The sequence below is a fragment of the Hydrogenophaga sp. genome, assembly GCF_030651625.1.
Classification (GTDB): Bacteria; Pseudomonadota; Gammaproteobacteria; order Burkholderiales; family Burkholderiaceae_C; genus Hydrogenophaga.
The window spans coordinates 98696-113164 of the sequence record NZ_JAUSCF010000031.1; the positions used below are offsets into that span (position 1 = coordinate 98696).

General features: G+C 59.2%; 10 protein-coding genes and 3 tRNA genes. 10 read left to right on the forward strand and 3 right to left on the reverse strand.

Going from position 1 to position 14469, the window contains the following annotated elements:
- The first annotated feature begins 62 nt into the window (after nucleotides 1–62).
- From tig to Q7V46_RS15165, 8 genes are all read left to right on the forward strand, one after another.
- Entirely contained in the window at nucleotides 63–1373 is a 1311-nt protein-coding gene (gene tig, locus Q7V46_RS15130; RefSeq protein WP_304914384.1) for a trigger factor, read from the forward strand.
- A 181-nt stretch (nucleotides 1374–1554) separates the two neighbouring features.
- Nucleotides 1555–2172 carry an ATP-dependent Clp endopeptidase proteolytic subunit ClpP gene (gene clpP / locus Q7V46_RS15135; protein ID WP_304914385.1) on the forward strand — a complete coding sequence of 206 codons (618 nt, stop codon included), beginning with the start codon at nucleotides 1555–1557 and terminating at the stop codon, nucleotides 2170–2172.
- Nucleotides 2173–2326: 154 nt separating this feature from the next.
- Nucleotides 2327–3592 (forward strand): ATP-dependent Clp protease ATP-binding subunit ClpX, encoded by a 1266-nt coding sequence (clpX, locus tag Q7V46_RS15140; RefSeq protein ID WP_304914386.1) that lies wholly within the window; start codon nucleotides 2327–2329, stop codon nucleotides 3590–3592.
- Nucleotides 3593–3696: 104 nt separating this feature from the next.
- Nucleotides 3697–6126: an endopeptidase La gene (gene lon, locus Q7V46_RS15145; protein ID WP_304914387.1), complete on the forward strand. Its 2430-nt coding sequence runs from the start codon at nucleotides 3697–3699 to the stop codon at nucleotides 6124–6126.
- An 88-nt stretch (nucleotides 6127–6214) separates the two neighbouring features.
- Nucleotides 6215–6290 (forward strand) — tRNA-Gly (locus Q7V46_RS15150).
- Nucleotides 6291–6364: 74 nt separating this feature from the next.
- Nucleotides 6365–6438, forward strand: a tRNA-Cys gene (locus Q7V46_RS15155).
- A 108-nt stretch (nucleotides 6439–6546) separates the two neighbouring features.
- Nucleotides 6547–6635, forward strand: a tRNA-Leu gene (locus tag Q7V46_RS15160).
- Between the two features lie 42 nt (nucleotides 6636–6677).
- A complete protein-coding gene (locus tag Q7V46_RS15165; RefSeq protein WP_304914388.1) occupies nucleotides 6678–7301 on the forward strand; it encodes a DUF6806 family protein in 624 nt (207 codons plus the stop codon).
- Between the two features lie 71 nt (nucleotides 7302–7372).
- Here the strand turns inward: Q7V46_RS15165 and murI are convergent, their stop codons facing one another.
- Both murI and Q7V46_RS15175 read right to left on the reverse strand, forming a co-directional pair.
- Nucleotides 7373–8233, reverse strand: a complete 861-nt coding sequence (murI, locus tag Q7V46_RS15170; RefSeq protein ID WP_304914389.1) for a glutamate racemase — start codon at nucleotides 8231–8233, stop codon at nucleotides 7373–7375.
- Nucleotides 8199–9752, reverse strand: coding sequence for a fumarate hydratase (locus tag Q7V46_RS15175; protein WP_304914390.1), 1554 nt, complete (start codon nucleotides 9750–9752; stop codon nucleotides 8199–8201). Before Q7V46_RS15175 ends, murI begins: the two co-directional genes overlap by 35 nt.
- A gap of 129 nt (nucleotides 9753–9881) precedes the next feature.
- Between Q7V46_RS15175 and fumC the strand changes: the two genes are divergently transcribed.
- A complete protein-coding gene (gene fumC / locus Q7V46_RS15180) occupies nucleotides 9882–11267 on the forward strand; it encodes a class II fumarate hydratase (protein ID WP_304914391.1) in 1386 nt (461 codons plus the stop codon).
- 19 nt (nucleotides 11268–11286) lie between these two features.
- Here the strand turns inward: fumC and Q7V46_RS15185 are convergent, their stop codons facing one another.
- Complete coding sequence (locus tag Q7V46_RS15185; RefSeq protein WP_304914392.1) at nucleotides 11287–12177, reverse strand: ion transporter; 891 nt, start codon at nucleotides 12175–12177, stop codon at nucleotides 11287–11289.
- A 281-nt stretch (nucleotides 12178–12458) separates the two neighbouring features.
- Between Q7V46_RS15185 and acs the strand changes: the two genes are divergently transcribed.
- Nucleotides 12459–14453, forward strand: coding sequence for an acetate--CoA ligase (gene acs / locus Q7V46_RS15190; protein ID WP_304914393.1), 1995 nt, complete (start codon nucleotides 12459–12461; stop codon nucleotides 14451–14453).
- The last annotated feature ends 16 nt before the right edge of the window (nucleotides 14454–14469 follow it).

The following is a 14469-nucleotide window of genomic DNA, read 5'->3' on the forward strand; positions in this document are numbered from 1 at the left end:
AGACGAAGAGATCCCGGGTCGGCCAGGCAGGCTGGTTGACCGCCACCCATTTGGAGATTGCGATGACCGTGACCGTAGAAACCCTTGAGAAGCTTGAGCGCAAGATCACGCTGACGCTGCCGGCCGATGTGATCCAGAACGAGGTTTCCAGCCGACTCAAGCGCATCGCGCGAGACGTCAAGATGGACGGATTTCGTCCTGGCAAGGTGCCCATGAATGTCGTTGCCCAGCGCTACGGCTATTCGGTTCACTACGAAGTGATGAACGACAAGGTCGGTGAAGCTTTCGCAGTGGCTGCCAACGAGGCCAAGCTTCGTGTGGCCGGCCAGCCCAAGATCACGGAGAAGGAAGAGTCACCCGAGGGTCAACTGGCCTTTGACGCTGTGTTCGAGGTGTACCCTGAAGTCAAGATCGAAGACCTGTCAACCGCCGAGGTCGAGCGCGTGTCGGCTGATGTGACTGACGCGGCCATCGATCGCACGCTGGACATTCTGCGTAAGCAGCGCCGCACTTTTGCGCAGCGGGCTCAGGATCAGGCGGCGCAAGATGGCGACCGCGCGACCATCGACTTCGCCGGCAAGATTGACGGCGAACCGTTTGAAGGTGGCAAGGCCGAGGCTTTCCAGTTCATCGTGGGCGATGGCCAGATGCTCAAGGAGTTTGAAGACGCTGTCCGTGGCATGAAGTCTGGTGAGTCAAAGACCTTTCCCCTGGCCTTCCCTGAGGACTATCACGGCAAGGATGTGGCCGGCAAGACAGCCGATTTCCTGGTGACTGTGAACAAGATCGAGGCTGCACACCTGCCCGAAGTGGACGAGGCGCTTGCGAAGTCGCTCGGTATTGCCGATGGTACGGTGGAAGCCTTGCGCGCCGACATCCGCAAAAACCTGGAGCGCGAGGTCAAGTTCCGTTTGCAGGCCCGCAACAAGCAGGCGGCGATGGACGCATTGGCAGCCAAGGCCGAACTGGATTTGCCGAAATCGGTGGTCCAGGCCGAACTCGACCGTCTGGTGGAAGGCGCACGCGCCGACCTCAAGCAGCGTGGCGTGAAGGATGCAGACAAAGCGCCCATTCCCGAAGAGCTGTTCCGCCCCCAGGCAGAGCGTCGAGTCAAGCTGGGTCTGGTGGTCGCCGAACTGGTGCGCACCAACGAACTGCACGCCAAGCCAGAACAGATCAAGGCACACATCGAGGAGCTCGCTGCCTCCTACGAAAAGCCTGCTGACGTGGTCCGCTGGTACACCGGCGACAACCGTCGCATGGCCGAGGTCGAGGGTATCGTGATCGAAAACAACGTCACCGAATTTGTGCTCTCCAAGGCCAAGGTCGTCGACAAGGCCATCAGCTTCGACGAACTGATGGGGCAGTCCTGAGCGCCGGGAGCGCCTCGACACTGGAAAGGGCGGACTTGTCCGCCCTTTTTTGCGTCTCGACGCTTGCGTTTGCCTTTGAACGCGCCATATGCCCTTCATGGCCATGGGTGCTGTGTCGGCAGGGCGTCGGCGGGTTGGTTACAGTATGGAAATCGCGGTGCATCAATACATGGAGAAACGCATGAGCGCAATGGAAATTCAGAACCTGGGCATGGTGCCCATGGTCATCGAGCAGTCTGGCCGGGGCGAACGAGCCTATGACATCTATTCGCGCCTGCTGAAGGAGCGTGTGATCTTTCTGGTGGGCCCCGTGAATGACCAGTCTGCCAACCTGGTCGTGGCCCAGTTGTTGTTTCTTGAAAGCGAAAACCCGGACAAGGACATCTCGTTCTACATCAACTCGCCCGGCGGCTCGGTCAGCGCCGGCATGGCCATTTTCGACACCATGAACTTTGTCAAGCCCGACGTGTCTACCCTGTGCATCGGTATGGCGGCCAGCATGGGTGCTTTTCTTCTGGCTGCGGGCGCGAAGGGCAAGCGGTTTGCCCTGCCCAATTCCAAAGTCATGATCCACCAGCCTTTGGGCGGCACACAAGGCCAGGCCACCGAAATCGAGATTCACGCACGCGAGATCCTCAAGACGCGTGAGCAGCTGAACCGGATACTCGCCGAGCGCACGGGCCAACCGCTGGAGAAGATCGAGCGCGACACCGAAAGGGATTACTACCTCTCCGCTGCCGAATCGGCCGAGTATGGGCTGATCGACAAGGTCATTGACAAGCGGCCGGGCGTCGCCTGAAATCCGGTTGAATGGCGCCGGTCTCACAAAACCTTGGCTTGACACCAGATCAATGACCTCATTCCAAGTGCTTTTCCTTCGATCGGACCAAGCAAGGCTTGAACTATCATTGATTCCGACATCACGTCTTCTGCTCACCTGACACCAAAGACCCATGGCCGACAAAAAAGCCACCACGCCTGAGAAGGCGCTCTACTGCTCGTTTTGTGGCAAGAGCCAGCACGAGGTCAAGAAATTGATCGCAGGTCCTTCGGTGTTCATTTGCGATGAGTGCATTGATCTGTGCAACGACATCATTCGTGACGAATTGCCAGGTCTGGAATCTGTCAAGGCCACGGGTGATGTGGTTCCAACACCCGCAGAGTTGAAGTCCAATCTTGACAACTATGTGATTGGACAGGAGCAGGCCAAGCGGGCACTGGCAGTAGCGGTGTACAACCACTACAAGCGCCTGCGACACAAGCAGACTGCCCGAAAGGAAGATGTCGAGCTGGCCAAGAGCAACATTCTGCTGATTGGCCCAACAGGATCTGGCAAGACCCTGCTGGCCCAGACCATGGCGCGCATGCTCAATGTGCCCTTCGTCATGGCCGACGCCACCACGCTCACCGAGGCGGGGTATGTGGGCGAGGACGTCGAGAACATCGTGGCCAAGCTGCTGCAGAGCTGCAACTACGAAGTCGAGCGCGCTCAGCAGGGCATCGTGTACATCGACGAAATCGACAAGATCACGCGCAAGTCTGACAACCCTTCCATCACACGCGATGTGTCGGGCGAAGGCGTGCAACAGGCGTTGCTCAAGCTCATTGAAGGCACCATGGCGTCTGTGCCTCCTCAAGGCGGTCGCAAGCATCCCAATCAGGATTTTCTACAGGTCGACACCACGAACATCCTCTTCATTTGCGGCGGTGCGTTCGCCGGTCTTGAAAAAATCATCGAGAACCGCACCGAGGCGTCCGGCATAGGTTTCGGCGCGGTGGTCAAGAGCAAAAAGCAAAGAAGTCTGACGGATTCCTTTAAGGAAATCGAACCGGAAGACCTGATCAAGTTCGGATTGATTCCCGAGCTCGTGGGGCGTGTGCCCGTGATCGCGGCGCTCGCCGAACTCAGCGAAGATGCTTTGGTGGAAATTCTCACCGAGCCCAAGAATGCCGTCGTGAAGCAGTTTGCGCGAATGTTGTCGATGGAGGGTGCCGAGCTTGAAGTCCGTCCAGCGGCGCTGAAAGCCATTGCGCGCAAGGCCTTGGCACGCAAGACGGGAGCACGGGGACTCAGATCCATCCTCGAAAATGCACTCATTGACACCATGTTCGATCTGCCGGGCATGAGCAATGTTGAAAAGGTTGTGGTGGACGAAAGCACGATTGAAGAGAACAAACCGCCCCTGCTGGTGTACCGCGAGGCCGCCAAGCAGGCCTGAATGTCGCCTCCAGGCACGCGTCAAGCCTGCCTGTGTGTAGTTGATGATGCGTCCGGTTGAAATCGCCCGCATCTGCCCCACGTGCCCATTTTGTCGAGGTTGAAATGTCCGGACACACCCCCTTGCCCAACTCACCAATCGATTTGCCACTGCTGCCTTTGCGCGATGTGGTGGTATTTCCACACATGGTCATTCCGCTTTTTGTGGGTAGGCCGAAAAGCATCAAGGCATTGGAGTCGGCCATGGAAGCCGAACGCCGGATCATGCTGGTGGCCCAGAAAGCGGCAGCCAAAGACGAGCCCTCGACCGAAGACATGTTCGAGATGGGTTGCGTGGCCACCATTCTGCAGATGCTCAAGTTGCCTGACGGTACCGTCAAGGTGTTGGTAGAAGGGCTGCAGAGAGCCAAAGTGCTCGACATTCGCGATGGTGAGAGCCATTTCGTGGCCAGCGTGGCCCCGGTGGATCCTCAGGTAGAGCGCGCTGAGTCGCAGTCCAACGAGCTGGAGGCACTGCGTCGGGCCGTGATGCAGCAGTTCGACCAATACGTGAAGCTGAACAAGAAGATCCCGTCGGAGATACTCACGTCGATTTCCAGCATTGATGATCCAGGTCGATTGGCCGACACGATTGCGGCTCACTTGCCTCTGAAACTGGAGTCAAAGCAGGTGGTGCTGGATCTGGATCCGGTCAACAAGCGGCTGGAGAACCTGTTCGAGCAATTGGAGCGTGAGGTCGACATCCTCAACGTCGACAAGAAGATCCGTGGCCGTGTCAAGCGGCAGATGGAGAAGAACCAGCGCGACTTCTACCTGAACGAACAAGTCAAAGCGATCCAGAAGGAGTTGGGCGAAGGCGAAGAGGGCGCCGACATCGAGGAAATCGAAAAGAAGATCAAAGCCGCCAAGATGCCAGCCGAGGCGCGCAAGAAGGCCGATGCCGAGTTCAAGAAGCTCAAGCTCATGTCACCCATGTCGGCCGAGGCCACGGTGGTGCGCAACTACATTGATGCGCTGGTGGCATTGCCCTGGAGCAAGAAGACCAAGATCAAGCACGACCTCGCGCATGCCGAGGCCGTCTTGAACGAAGACCACTACGGGCTGGAGAAGGTCAAGGACCGTATCCTTGAGTACCTCGCGGTGCAGCAACGCGTGGACAAGGTGAAAGCGCCCATCCTTTGTTTGGTAGGGCCACCCGGCGTTGGCAAGACGTCACTGGGCCAATCGGTCGCCAAAGCCACCGGTCGCAAGTACGTGCGCATGGCCCTGGGTGGCATGCGTGACGAGGCCGAGATCCGTGGGCACCGCCGCACTTACATTGGCGCCATGCCCGGCAAGGTGTTGCAGAGCTTGGGCAAGGTCGGTACGCGCAATCCGCTGTTCCTGCTGGACGAAATCGACAAGCTCGGCACGGACTTCCGGGGCGATCCTTCCAGTGCGCTGCTGGAGGTGCTGGACCCTGAGCAAAACCACACCTTTGCCGATCACTACGTCGAGGTCGATTTTGATCTCTCGGACGTGATGTTTGTCGCCACCTCCAACTCCATGAACATCCCGCCCGCATTGCTGGATCGCATGGAAGTGATCCGCTTGTCCGGCTACACCGAAGACGAAAAAACCAACATCGCGATCCGGTATCTGCTGCCCAAGCAGCTCAAGAACAATGGCATTCGTGAAGGTGAAATGGAAATCCGGGATGACGCGGTGCGCGACATTGTTCGCTACTACACGCGCGAAGCGGGTGTGCGGTCGCTGGAGCGGGAACTCTCCAAGATCTGCCGCAAGGTCGTCAAAGGCCTGTTGCTGAAGAAGTACACACCCACCGTGATCGTGGATGCGGAGAATCTCAGCGAATTCCTGGGTGTGCGCAAGTACAACTACGGCCGCGCAGAGGCACAGAACCAAGTGGGGCAGGTGGTGGGCCTGGCCTGGACAGAGGTTGGCGGCGATCTGTTGACAATCGAAGTGGCCATCATGCCAGGCAAGGGTGTCATCACGCGTACAGGGTCGCTCGGCGATGTGATGAAGGAATCGGTGGAGGCTGCGCGAACCGTGGTGCGAAGCCGCGCCCGGATGCTGGGCATCAAGGACGAGCAGTTCGACAAGCGCGACATCCACATTCACGTGCCAGACGGCGCGACGCCCAAGGATGGCCCCAGTGCCGGTGCCGCCATGACCACGGCCCTGGTGTCTTCATTGACGGGCATCCCGGTGCGAGCTGATGTGGCCATGACAGGCGAGATCACTTTGAGAGGAGAAGTGACGGCCATTGGTGGCTTGAAGGAAAAGCTGCTTGCCGCGTTGCGTGGCGGAATCAAGACGGTGATCATCCCTGAGGAAAACGTCAAGGACCTGGCGGAGATCCCCGACAACGTGAAGCAAGGTCTGGAAATCGTTCCGGTCAAGTGGATTGACAAGGTGCTGGCGGTCGCGTTGGAACGTCAACCTGTTGCTTTGACGGATGAAGAGGTTGCAGCGCAAGTGGCAGCCTCTGTGAGCCGCCCGGCACCTGGCCCTGATGCCGTGAAACATTGATTCAAAAATTGCGGGGGTCTTGAAAAGGGTCGATTTTCTACGCTATAATTTCAGCTTCAGACGAACACAGAGGTGGGTTTGAAAAATTGCGGGAATAGCTCAGTTGGTAGAGCGCAACCTTGCCAAGGTTGAGGTCGCGAGTTCGAATCTCGTTTCCCGCTCCAGATTCAAAAAGGGAAGCATTGCTTCCCTTTTTTGTCGGTTTGTTGAGGCGTCGATCTGGGCGCTTCATACCTGTGGCGCGATAGCAAAGCGGTTATGCAACGGATTGCAAATCCGTCTAGCCCGGTTCGACTCCGGGTCGCGCCTCCAGTCATCCAGAGCCTCGCCAATTTCGGTTGCCGAGGTTTTTTTTCGCGGTTTGCATGTCAAAAGTCGAGGGCTGGGCGGCTCCAACCAACCTGAGACAATACATGGCGTGCCTCGATGGTGAAATTGGTAGACACAGCGGACTTAAAATCCGCCGCCTTTAATCGGGCGTACCGGTTCGATTCCGGTTCGAGGCACCAGTCCCTAGGATTTTTCCGGAATCGCCGGTACAGTGAGTTTCCATGACCCGTTACAACGCCCCTTTCGAGATACATGTGCATGGGGATGTGCCCTTGCGCGAAGACGTCGTGTACGCGCAGATCCAGGATGCACTCAAGCCTTTGTGGCAGTACGCAGGTGCGCGGTCCCTCGCTGCCGCTGCAGAGAGTGCTTACGAGGACGAACCGGGCATCAGGTTCGATGCGGCCACCCATGTTTTGCAGATGTGCTGGACAGTGCCGGGTGGCGAGGAGTTTCGGCAGGTGATCGAAGAGACCTGCATGGCGCTCAACGACATAGCAGCGGCCGGGGCGCCCTTGGAAGTCTCTTTCTACGACACGGAGTACGACGAGGAGGACGACGCAGCCGAAGATGAAGCGCGGGACGACTTCATGATGTGTTTTGTTGGGCCCACACCGGCCGCCATCATGCAGGTGCAACGTGATCTGCTGGTGCAGGACGTGATCCATGTGATGGAACGCCATTTCGATTCTTCCGAGCTGGGAGAGGTGGTGGCTGCTGTCGACAAGCTGTTCACGCTGCGCTTCGATGCATTGGTCAACTCCATGCAACTGGGCAAGCCCCCGCGTGGTCATGGCGGACCCTCTGGGCATGGCGGACCCCGCAAGCCACGGCACCTGCACTGAATGCGCGCCTACCCTGACTCGGACCTGCAGGACGAGGCTCCGTGTGAGGTACCGTTCTCTGCCGCACGATGTCAGAGTTGTACTACTCTGACTCCAGGTTGATGCGTGCCGGGAAGCCAGCGCTCGCAAGCTTCAATCAGTGCGCTCGCACTGCCCGTCGCGCAAAGCGAAATACCACCTTCCGAGGCGGCAACCCCCGGCGTGTGGGATGGACCGACCAGGTCGACCGTTCTTCTTGCAATCTGCTTTGCATTGTCGATCAAGTGCACACCAGAACCGCAGAGCCGCTGCAGCGTGTCCATGGCAAAAGGGTAATGTGTGCATCCAAGAACCAGGCAGTCCATCCGCTTCGGATCGGGAATCCGCTCGCACAATGCCAAAAGGAAGCGCCTGCAAAGATGTTCCGTCTGTGCTTCGTCGCCCCGTTCTATGGCATCGGCAAGACCTGGGCAGGGGTGGCAGAAGAACTGCAAGCTTGGCCCGCCCATCGCCTCCACATTGCGTCTCAGAGTGGCAAAGCGTTCACTTGCCAGCGTGCCGGTGGTGGCCAATACACCGACGCACCCCGTGCGTGTCTTCTGAGCCGCCGTCTTCAGCGCGGGCTCCACCCCAATGATGTGCAGGGCGGGGTACATGTTGCGAAGGGTGTCGATGGCCAAAGCGGTGGCTGTGTTGCAGGCCACCACCAGCGCATCTGGCCGGTATTCCCGGATCAGCCATGCTGTGATGCGATGTGACCTTTCGATGACTTCCGGTTCACGGCGGTCACCATAAGGAGCAAACGCGCTGTCGGCCAGGTAGACCCAGTGGGTGTGTGGCGCCTCGCTTTGCAGGGCCCGAAGCACACTCAGCCCTCCCACACCGCTGTCAAATACCGCAACGGTTGTCAAGACAGGTTCATGCGCTCGTGACGCCAATACCCTTGAACTCACCGCTGGCGATGCGCTTTTGCCACTCGGCTGGCCCCGTGATGTGGGCGCTGGTACCGCCTGAATCCACTGCCACGGTCACAGGCATGTCGACCACGTCAAATTCGTAGATGGCCTCCATCCCAAGGTCTTCAAAACCCACCACCCTGGCATGTTTGATGGCCTTGGATACGAGGTAGGCCGCACCACCCACCGCCATCAGGTAGGCGCTCTTGTGCTGCTTGATCGACTCGATTGCCACTGGGCCGCGCTCGGCTTTGCCGATCATCGCAATCAACCCGGTTTGTTCCAGCATCATGTCGGTGAACTTGTCCATGCGGGTGGCGGTGGTGGGGCCTGCGGGACCCACGGCCTCGTCACGGATCGGGTCCACCGGGCCGACATAGTAGATCACGCGGTTGGTGAAGTCCACTGGCAGTTTTTCGCCTTTGGCGAGCATGTCCTGGATGCGCTTGTGGGCGGCATCGCGGCCAGTCAGCATCTTGCCGTTGAGCAGCAGGGTCTGGCCCGGTTTCCAGCTGGCTACCTGTTCCTTGGTGAGCGTGTTCAGATCGACGCGCTGACTCTTTTCGGTGTCTGCGGTCCAGTTCACGTTGGGCCAGAGGTCCAGGCTGGGCGGATCCAGGTAGACCGGGCCGCTGCCGTCGAGCACAAAGTGGGCATGCCGTGTGGCCGCACAGTTGGGGATCATGGCCACCGGCTTGCTGGCTGCGTGGGTAGGGTACATCTTGATCTTGATGTCAAGCACGGTGGTGAGTCCGCCCAGACCCTGCGCGCCAATGCCCAGCGCGTTGACCTTGTCGAACAGTTCCAGGCGCAGTTCTTCGACCTGGCTCAGCTTCTCGCCCTTGGCCGACTTGGCCTGAAGTTCGTACATGTCGATGTCGTCCATCAGGCTCTCTTTGGCCAGCAGCACCGCTTTTTCGGCTGTGCCACCGATGCCGATGCCGAGCATGCCTGGCGGGCACCAGCCAGCGCCCATGGTCGGTACAGTCTTGAGCACCCAGTCGACCAGGGAGTCGCTGGGGTTCATCATGATCATCTTCGACTTGTTTTCGGAGCCACCACCCTTGGCCGCCACCGTGATGTCCACGGTGTTGCCTGGAACGATCTCGGTGAAGATCACGGCGGGCGTGTTGTCTTTGGTGTTTTTCCGGGCGAAGTGCGGGTCGGCCACCACGCTGGCACGAAGGGTGTTGTCAGGGTGGTTGTAGCCGCGGCGAACGCCTTCATTGATGGCGTCTTCCAGGCCACCCGTGAAGCCTTCCCATCGAACATCCATACCCACCTTGATGAACACGTTGACGATTCCCGTGTCCTGACAGATCGGGCGATGCCCGATAGCGCTCATCTTGCTGTTGGTCAGAATCTGGGCAATGGCGTCTTTGGCAGCAGGGCTTTGTTCGCGCTCGTAGGCACGGGCCAGATGGGCGATGTAATCGGCCGGATGGTAGTAGCTGATGTACTGCAGGGCAGCGGCAACGGATTCGATGAGGTCGTTCTGGCGGATGCTCGTGGTCATGGCTGTGGTGTGGTTGGAATTTGCGGCTCGGGGGTCGCTGTCGCGACAAGGCGGCACAAGTCTGCTACGGTGGGCCAAGTGTATTTTGACAGGTCGACCCAACCTCAGCTGACACCAGAAGGAGTCCTTATGACGCAGCGCATCGAACATGACAGCATGGGGCCCATGGAGGTGCCATCAGAGCGGCTGTGGGGTGCACAGACTCAGCGATCGCTCCAACACTTCGCCATTTCCACCGAAAAGATGCCTCCTGAATTGATTCGGGCGTTGGCGCTTGTAAAAAAAGCGTGTGCCGAGATCAATCAGCAGTTGGCTGGTTTGCCATCCGACAAGGCAGCGGCCATTTCAACAGCGGCTGACGAGGTGATCGCAGGGCTGCATGCCGCTGAGTTCCCCCTGGCGATCTGGCAGACCGGCTCAGGCACACAAACCAACATGAACATGAATGAGGTGCTGGCCAACCGCGCCAGCGAGTTGCTGGGTGGTAAGCGAGGTGTCGATCGCATGGTGCACCCCAATGACGATGTCAATCGCAGCCAGTCCTCCAATGATGTGTTTCCGACGGCCATGCATCTGGCGGCGGTGGAGGGCGTGGGGAACCGGCTGTTGCCCGGGCTCGAGCGCCTTCGGGCTGAGCTCGAACGCAAGCGACACGCCTTTGACGACATCGTGAAAATCGGTCGCACGCATTTGCAGGACGCCACGCCGCTGACTTTGGGGCAGGAAATTTCAGGGTGGGTGACGCAGCTCACCCATGGACAGCGGCACATTCGTCAATCGTTGCCGCACCTTTGCGAACTGGCATTGGGAGGCACGGCGGTGGGCACGGGGCTCAACGCGCCGCCCGGGTTTGGAGATGCTGTGACGGAACAATTGGCGCAGGAGACCGGATTGCCCTTGGTGAGTGCTCCCAACAAGTTCGAGGCGCTGGCCGCTTGTGACGCGCTCGTTCATGCCCACGGCTCGCTGAAGACGCTGGCCGTGAGTCTGATGAAGATCGCCAATGATGTGCGCTGGCTTGCCAGTGGCCCTCGCAGTGGTTTGGGCGAGCTGACGATCCCGGAAAACGAGCCCGGTTCTTCCATCATGCCGGGCAAAGTGAACCCGACCCAGTGTGAAGCGCTGACCATGGCATGTGTGCAAGTGCTCGGGAATGATGTGACGATTGGCCTGGGCGGCGCGTCAGGCAACTTTCAGCTCAATGTTTTTCGCCCAGTGGTAGTACACAACTTTCTTCTGAGTGTGCGACTGCTGGCAGATGGCATGGACAGCTTCGAGCGCCACTGCGTCAGAGGCATCGAGCCCAACCGGGCACGGATCACCGAGCTGGTGAATCAATCCCTGATGCTGGTGACGGCCCTGAATCCGCACATTGGGTATGACCGTGCGGCCGAGATCGCCAAGAAGGCACATGCCGAAGGCTCGAGCCTGAAGGCCGCTGCGCTGGGGCTGGGCTATGTGACCGCTGAACAGTTTGATCAGTGGGTCGTGCCGGCAAACATGGTCGGGCGGTAGAAGCGTGCGATGGACAGGCTCAGCCTGGCTGGCCGTGCCCTGATGGTTTGGCTGCATCCATCGCCCCAGCCAGGCTGGATGAGCGCAACAGGGTCTTGAGCTCCCCAATCTCCTGCCGCAGCGACTGGACCTCTGCGTGCAGCTGATGCTCGATGGACTGACCCACGGTCTCCACCGCGCCCACCGTGGCCTGGTGTTCGCTTTCACTGAACGTCTGCATCGCGTTCACGATGATCGCGATGAACAGGTTGAGCATGGTGAAGGTGGCGAACAGGATGAACGGAATGAAGAATGCCCATGCGTAGGGCGACTCTTCCATCACCGGGCGAGAAATGCCCATCGACCAACTCTCCAGCGTCATGACCTGGAACAGGGTGTAGAGCGAGCGTCCCAGGTGGCCAAACCAGTCCGGGAATTGCTGGCCAAACAGGTGCGTGGCGATCACGGCGAACACATAGAACACCAGCAGCAGCACCATCGCAATGGAGGACAGGCCCGGTATAGCCGACAGGAGGGCGCCTACCACCCGCCGCATGGATGGCACGATGGTGAGCACACGCAGCACACGCAGCACACGCAGGGCTCGAAGGACCGCAAACGGTCCGCTGGCCGGTATCAGTGCGATGGTCACAACGGCAAAATCGAACAGGCTCCAGGGATCGCGAAAGAAGGCGCTGCGATGAACATAAAGGCGAACCGCCAGTTCAACGACGAAGATGCCAAGGATGAACTTGTCCACGGCCAGCAGCCAGGGACCCACCCTCGACATCACGCTGGCTGAAGTCTCCAGGCCCATGAGTACCGCATTGAGGACGATCAGCGCCAGAATACCGTGCTGGACAATCGGTCGGGACAGGAAAGCATGGCAGCGTTGGCGGAGTCCGTCGGGAGGCAGGGTGTCGGTGGACATGGTGATTGGCTGAAGGACCGAAAGGACAAACTTCGCATTTTAAGGATTTGAAGGCTTTCCTCGAGGGCGTATCGGTATGCAGAGGCCTCCTTTTCGGCGGCGTCCTGGTGGCACTGCGTGCCGATCACAGGCAAGGCCGGATGGGGCATGTTCCAGAAAAGGCCACAGTTTTCGATTCACGTCCTTCAGGCCTGATGGCGTATACCATGTAAGTGGCTCGTAAGAGCCTTTGAGCACAGTCGCTGGCGAACCTGAACCCACAACATTGAAGGAGACTGCCCATGTCTGCACCCTCGTCGTCCATTGAGTCCACGCTGGTCGAAAATCGTGTTTTCGAACCCGCTGAAGCGTTCGTGAAGCGCGCTCGCGTGTCTGGCATGGCGGCCTATGATGCCCTGTGTGCAGAGGCAGAAAGCGACTTCGAAGGCTTCTGGGCCAGGCTGGCGCGTGAATCACTGACATGGCACAAGCCCTTCAGCAAAACGCTGGATGAATCGAACGCACCGTTCTACAAATGGTTTGAAGATGGCGAGCTGAATGCCTCTTACAACTGCCTGGATCGGCACATGGGCACGCCGGTCGAGAACAAGACGGCCATCATCTTCGAGGCTGACGGCGGCGAGGTGAGCAAGGTCACGTACAAGGAACTCCTGGCCAAGGTATCGCAGTTTGCAAACGCACTCAAGGCCAAGGGTGTGAAGAAGGGTGACCGGGTGGTCATCTACATGCCCATGACAGTGGAGGGCGTGGTGGCGATGCAGGCCTGTGCTCGCATCGGAGCAACCCACAGTGTGGTGTTTGGCGGTTTTTCGGCGAAGGCCCTGCAAGAGCGTATTCAAGGCGCAGGTGCTGTGGCCGTGATCACCGCCAACTACCAGTTGCGTGGGGGCAAGGAGTTGCCTCTGAAATCGATCGTTGATGAAGGCATCGCCATGGGCGGATGCGAATGCGTCAAGAACGTGCTGGTGTTTCAGCGCACCCAGACCGCCTGCAACATGGTGGCGGGTCGTGACAGCTTCATGCACGAAGCCATGGCGGCGGAATCCACCGACTGTCCTGCCGAGATGGTGGGCGCGGAACATCCGCTGTTCGTGCTGTACACCTCTGGCTCCACCGGCAAGCCAAAAGGTGTGCAGCACAGCACCGCCGGCTACCTGCTGTGGGCGAACCTCACCATGCAGTGGACGTTCGACCTGCAGGACGATGACATCTTCTGGTGCACTGCCGACATCGGCTGGATCACCGGTCACAGCTATGTGGCCTACGGCCCGCTCGCCGCCGGCGCCACTCAGATCGTGTTTGAAGGCGTGCCCACCTTCCCGAATGCCGGGCGCTTCTGGCAGATGATCGAACGACACAAGTGCACCATCTTCTACACGGCGCCCACGGCCATTCGTTCGCTGATCAAGGCGGCGGAAGGGGACGAGAAGGTGCATCCCGCCCGCTCGGACCTCTCCAGCCTGCGCATTCTGGGTTCGGTGGGAGAGCCCATCAACCCAGAAGCCTGGATGTGGTACTACAAGCATGTGGGAGGCGAGCGCTGCCCCATCGTGGACACGTTCTGGCAGACCGAGACCGGTGGCCACATGATCACGCCGTTGCCGGGCGCCACACCGCTGGTGCCGGGTTCCTGCACATTGCCACTGCCAGGCATCGCCGCCGCCATTGTCGACGAGACCGGCAATGACGTGCCGAATGGTGCGGGCGGTATTCTGGTCGTGAAGAAACCCTGGCCCTCGATGATCCGCACCATATGGGGTGAGCCCGAGCGTTTCAAGAAGAGCTACTTCCCGGAAGAGCTCAAAGGCTACTACCTGGCTGGCGACGGAGCGGTGCGCAGCGTAGACCGGGGTTACTTCCGCATCACTGGGCGTATCGACGACGTGCTCAATGTTTCGGGTCACCGCATGGGCACCATGGAGATCGAGTCGGCGCTGGTTGGCAAGACAGACCTGGTGGCAGAAGCGGCCGTGGTGGGACGTCCGGACGATGTGACCGGGGAAGCCATCGTGGCATTTGTGGTGCTCAAGCGTTCGGTGCCCACAGGTGACGAGGCCAAGGCCATCGCCAATGAGTTGCGCAACTGGGTCGGCAAAGAAATTGGCCCGATTGCCAAGCCGAAAGAAATCCGGTTTGGTGAGAACCTGCCCAAGACCCGATCTGGCAAGATCATGCGGCGTTTGCTGCGGGCATTGGCCAAGGGCGAGGCCATCACGCAGGACACGTCGACCCTGGAAAATCCGGCCATTCTTGAACAGTTGGCCAAAACCAACTGATTCGTCTGGGGCTTCA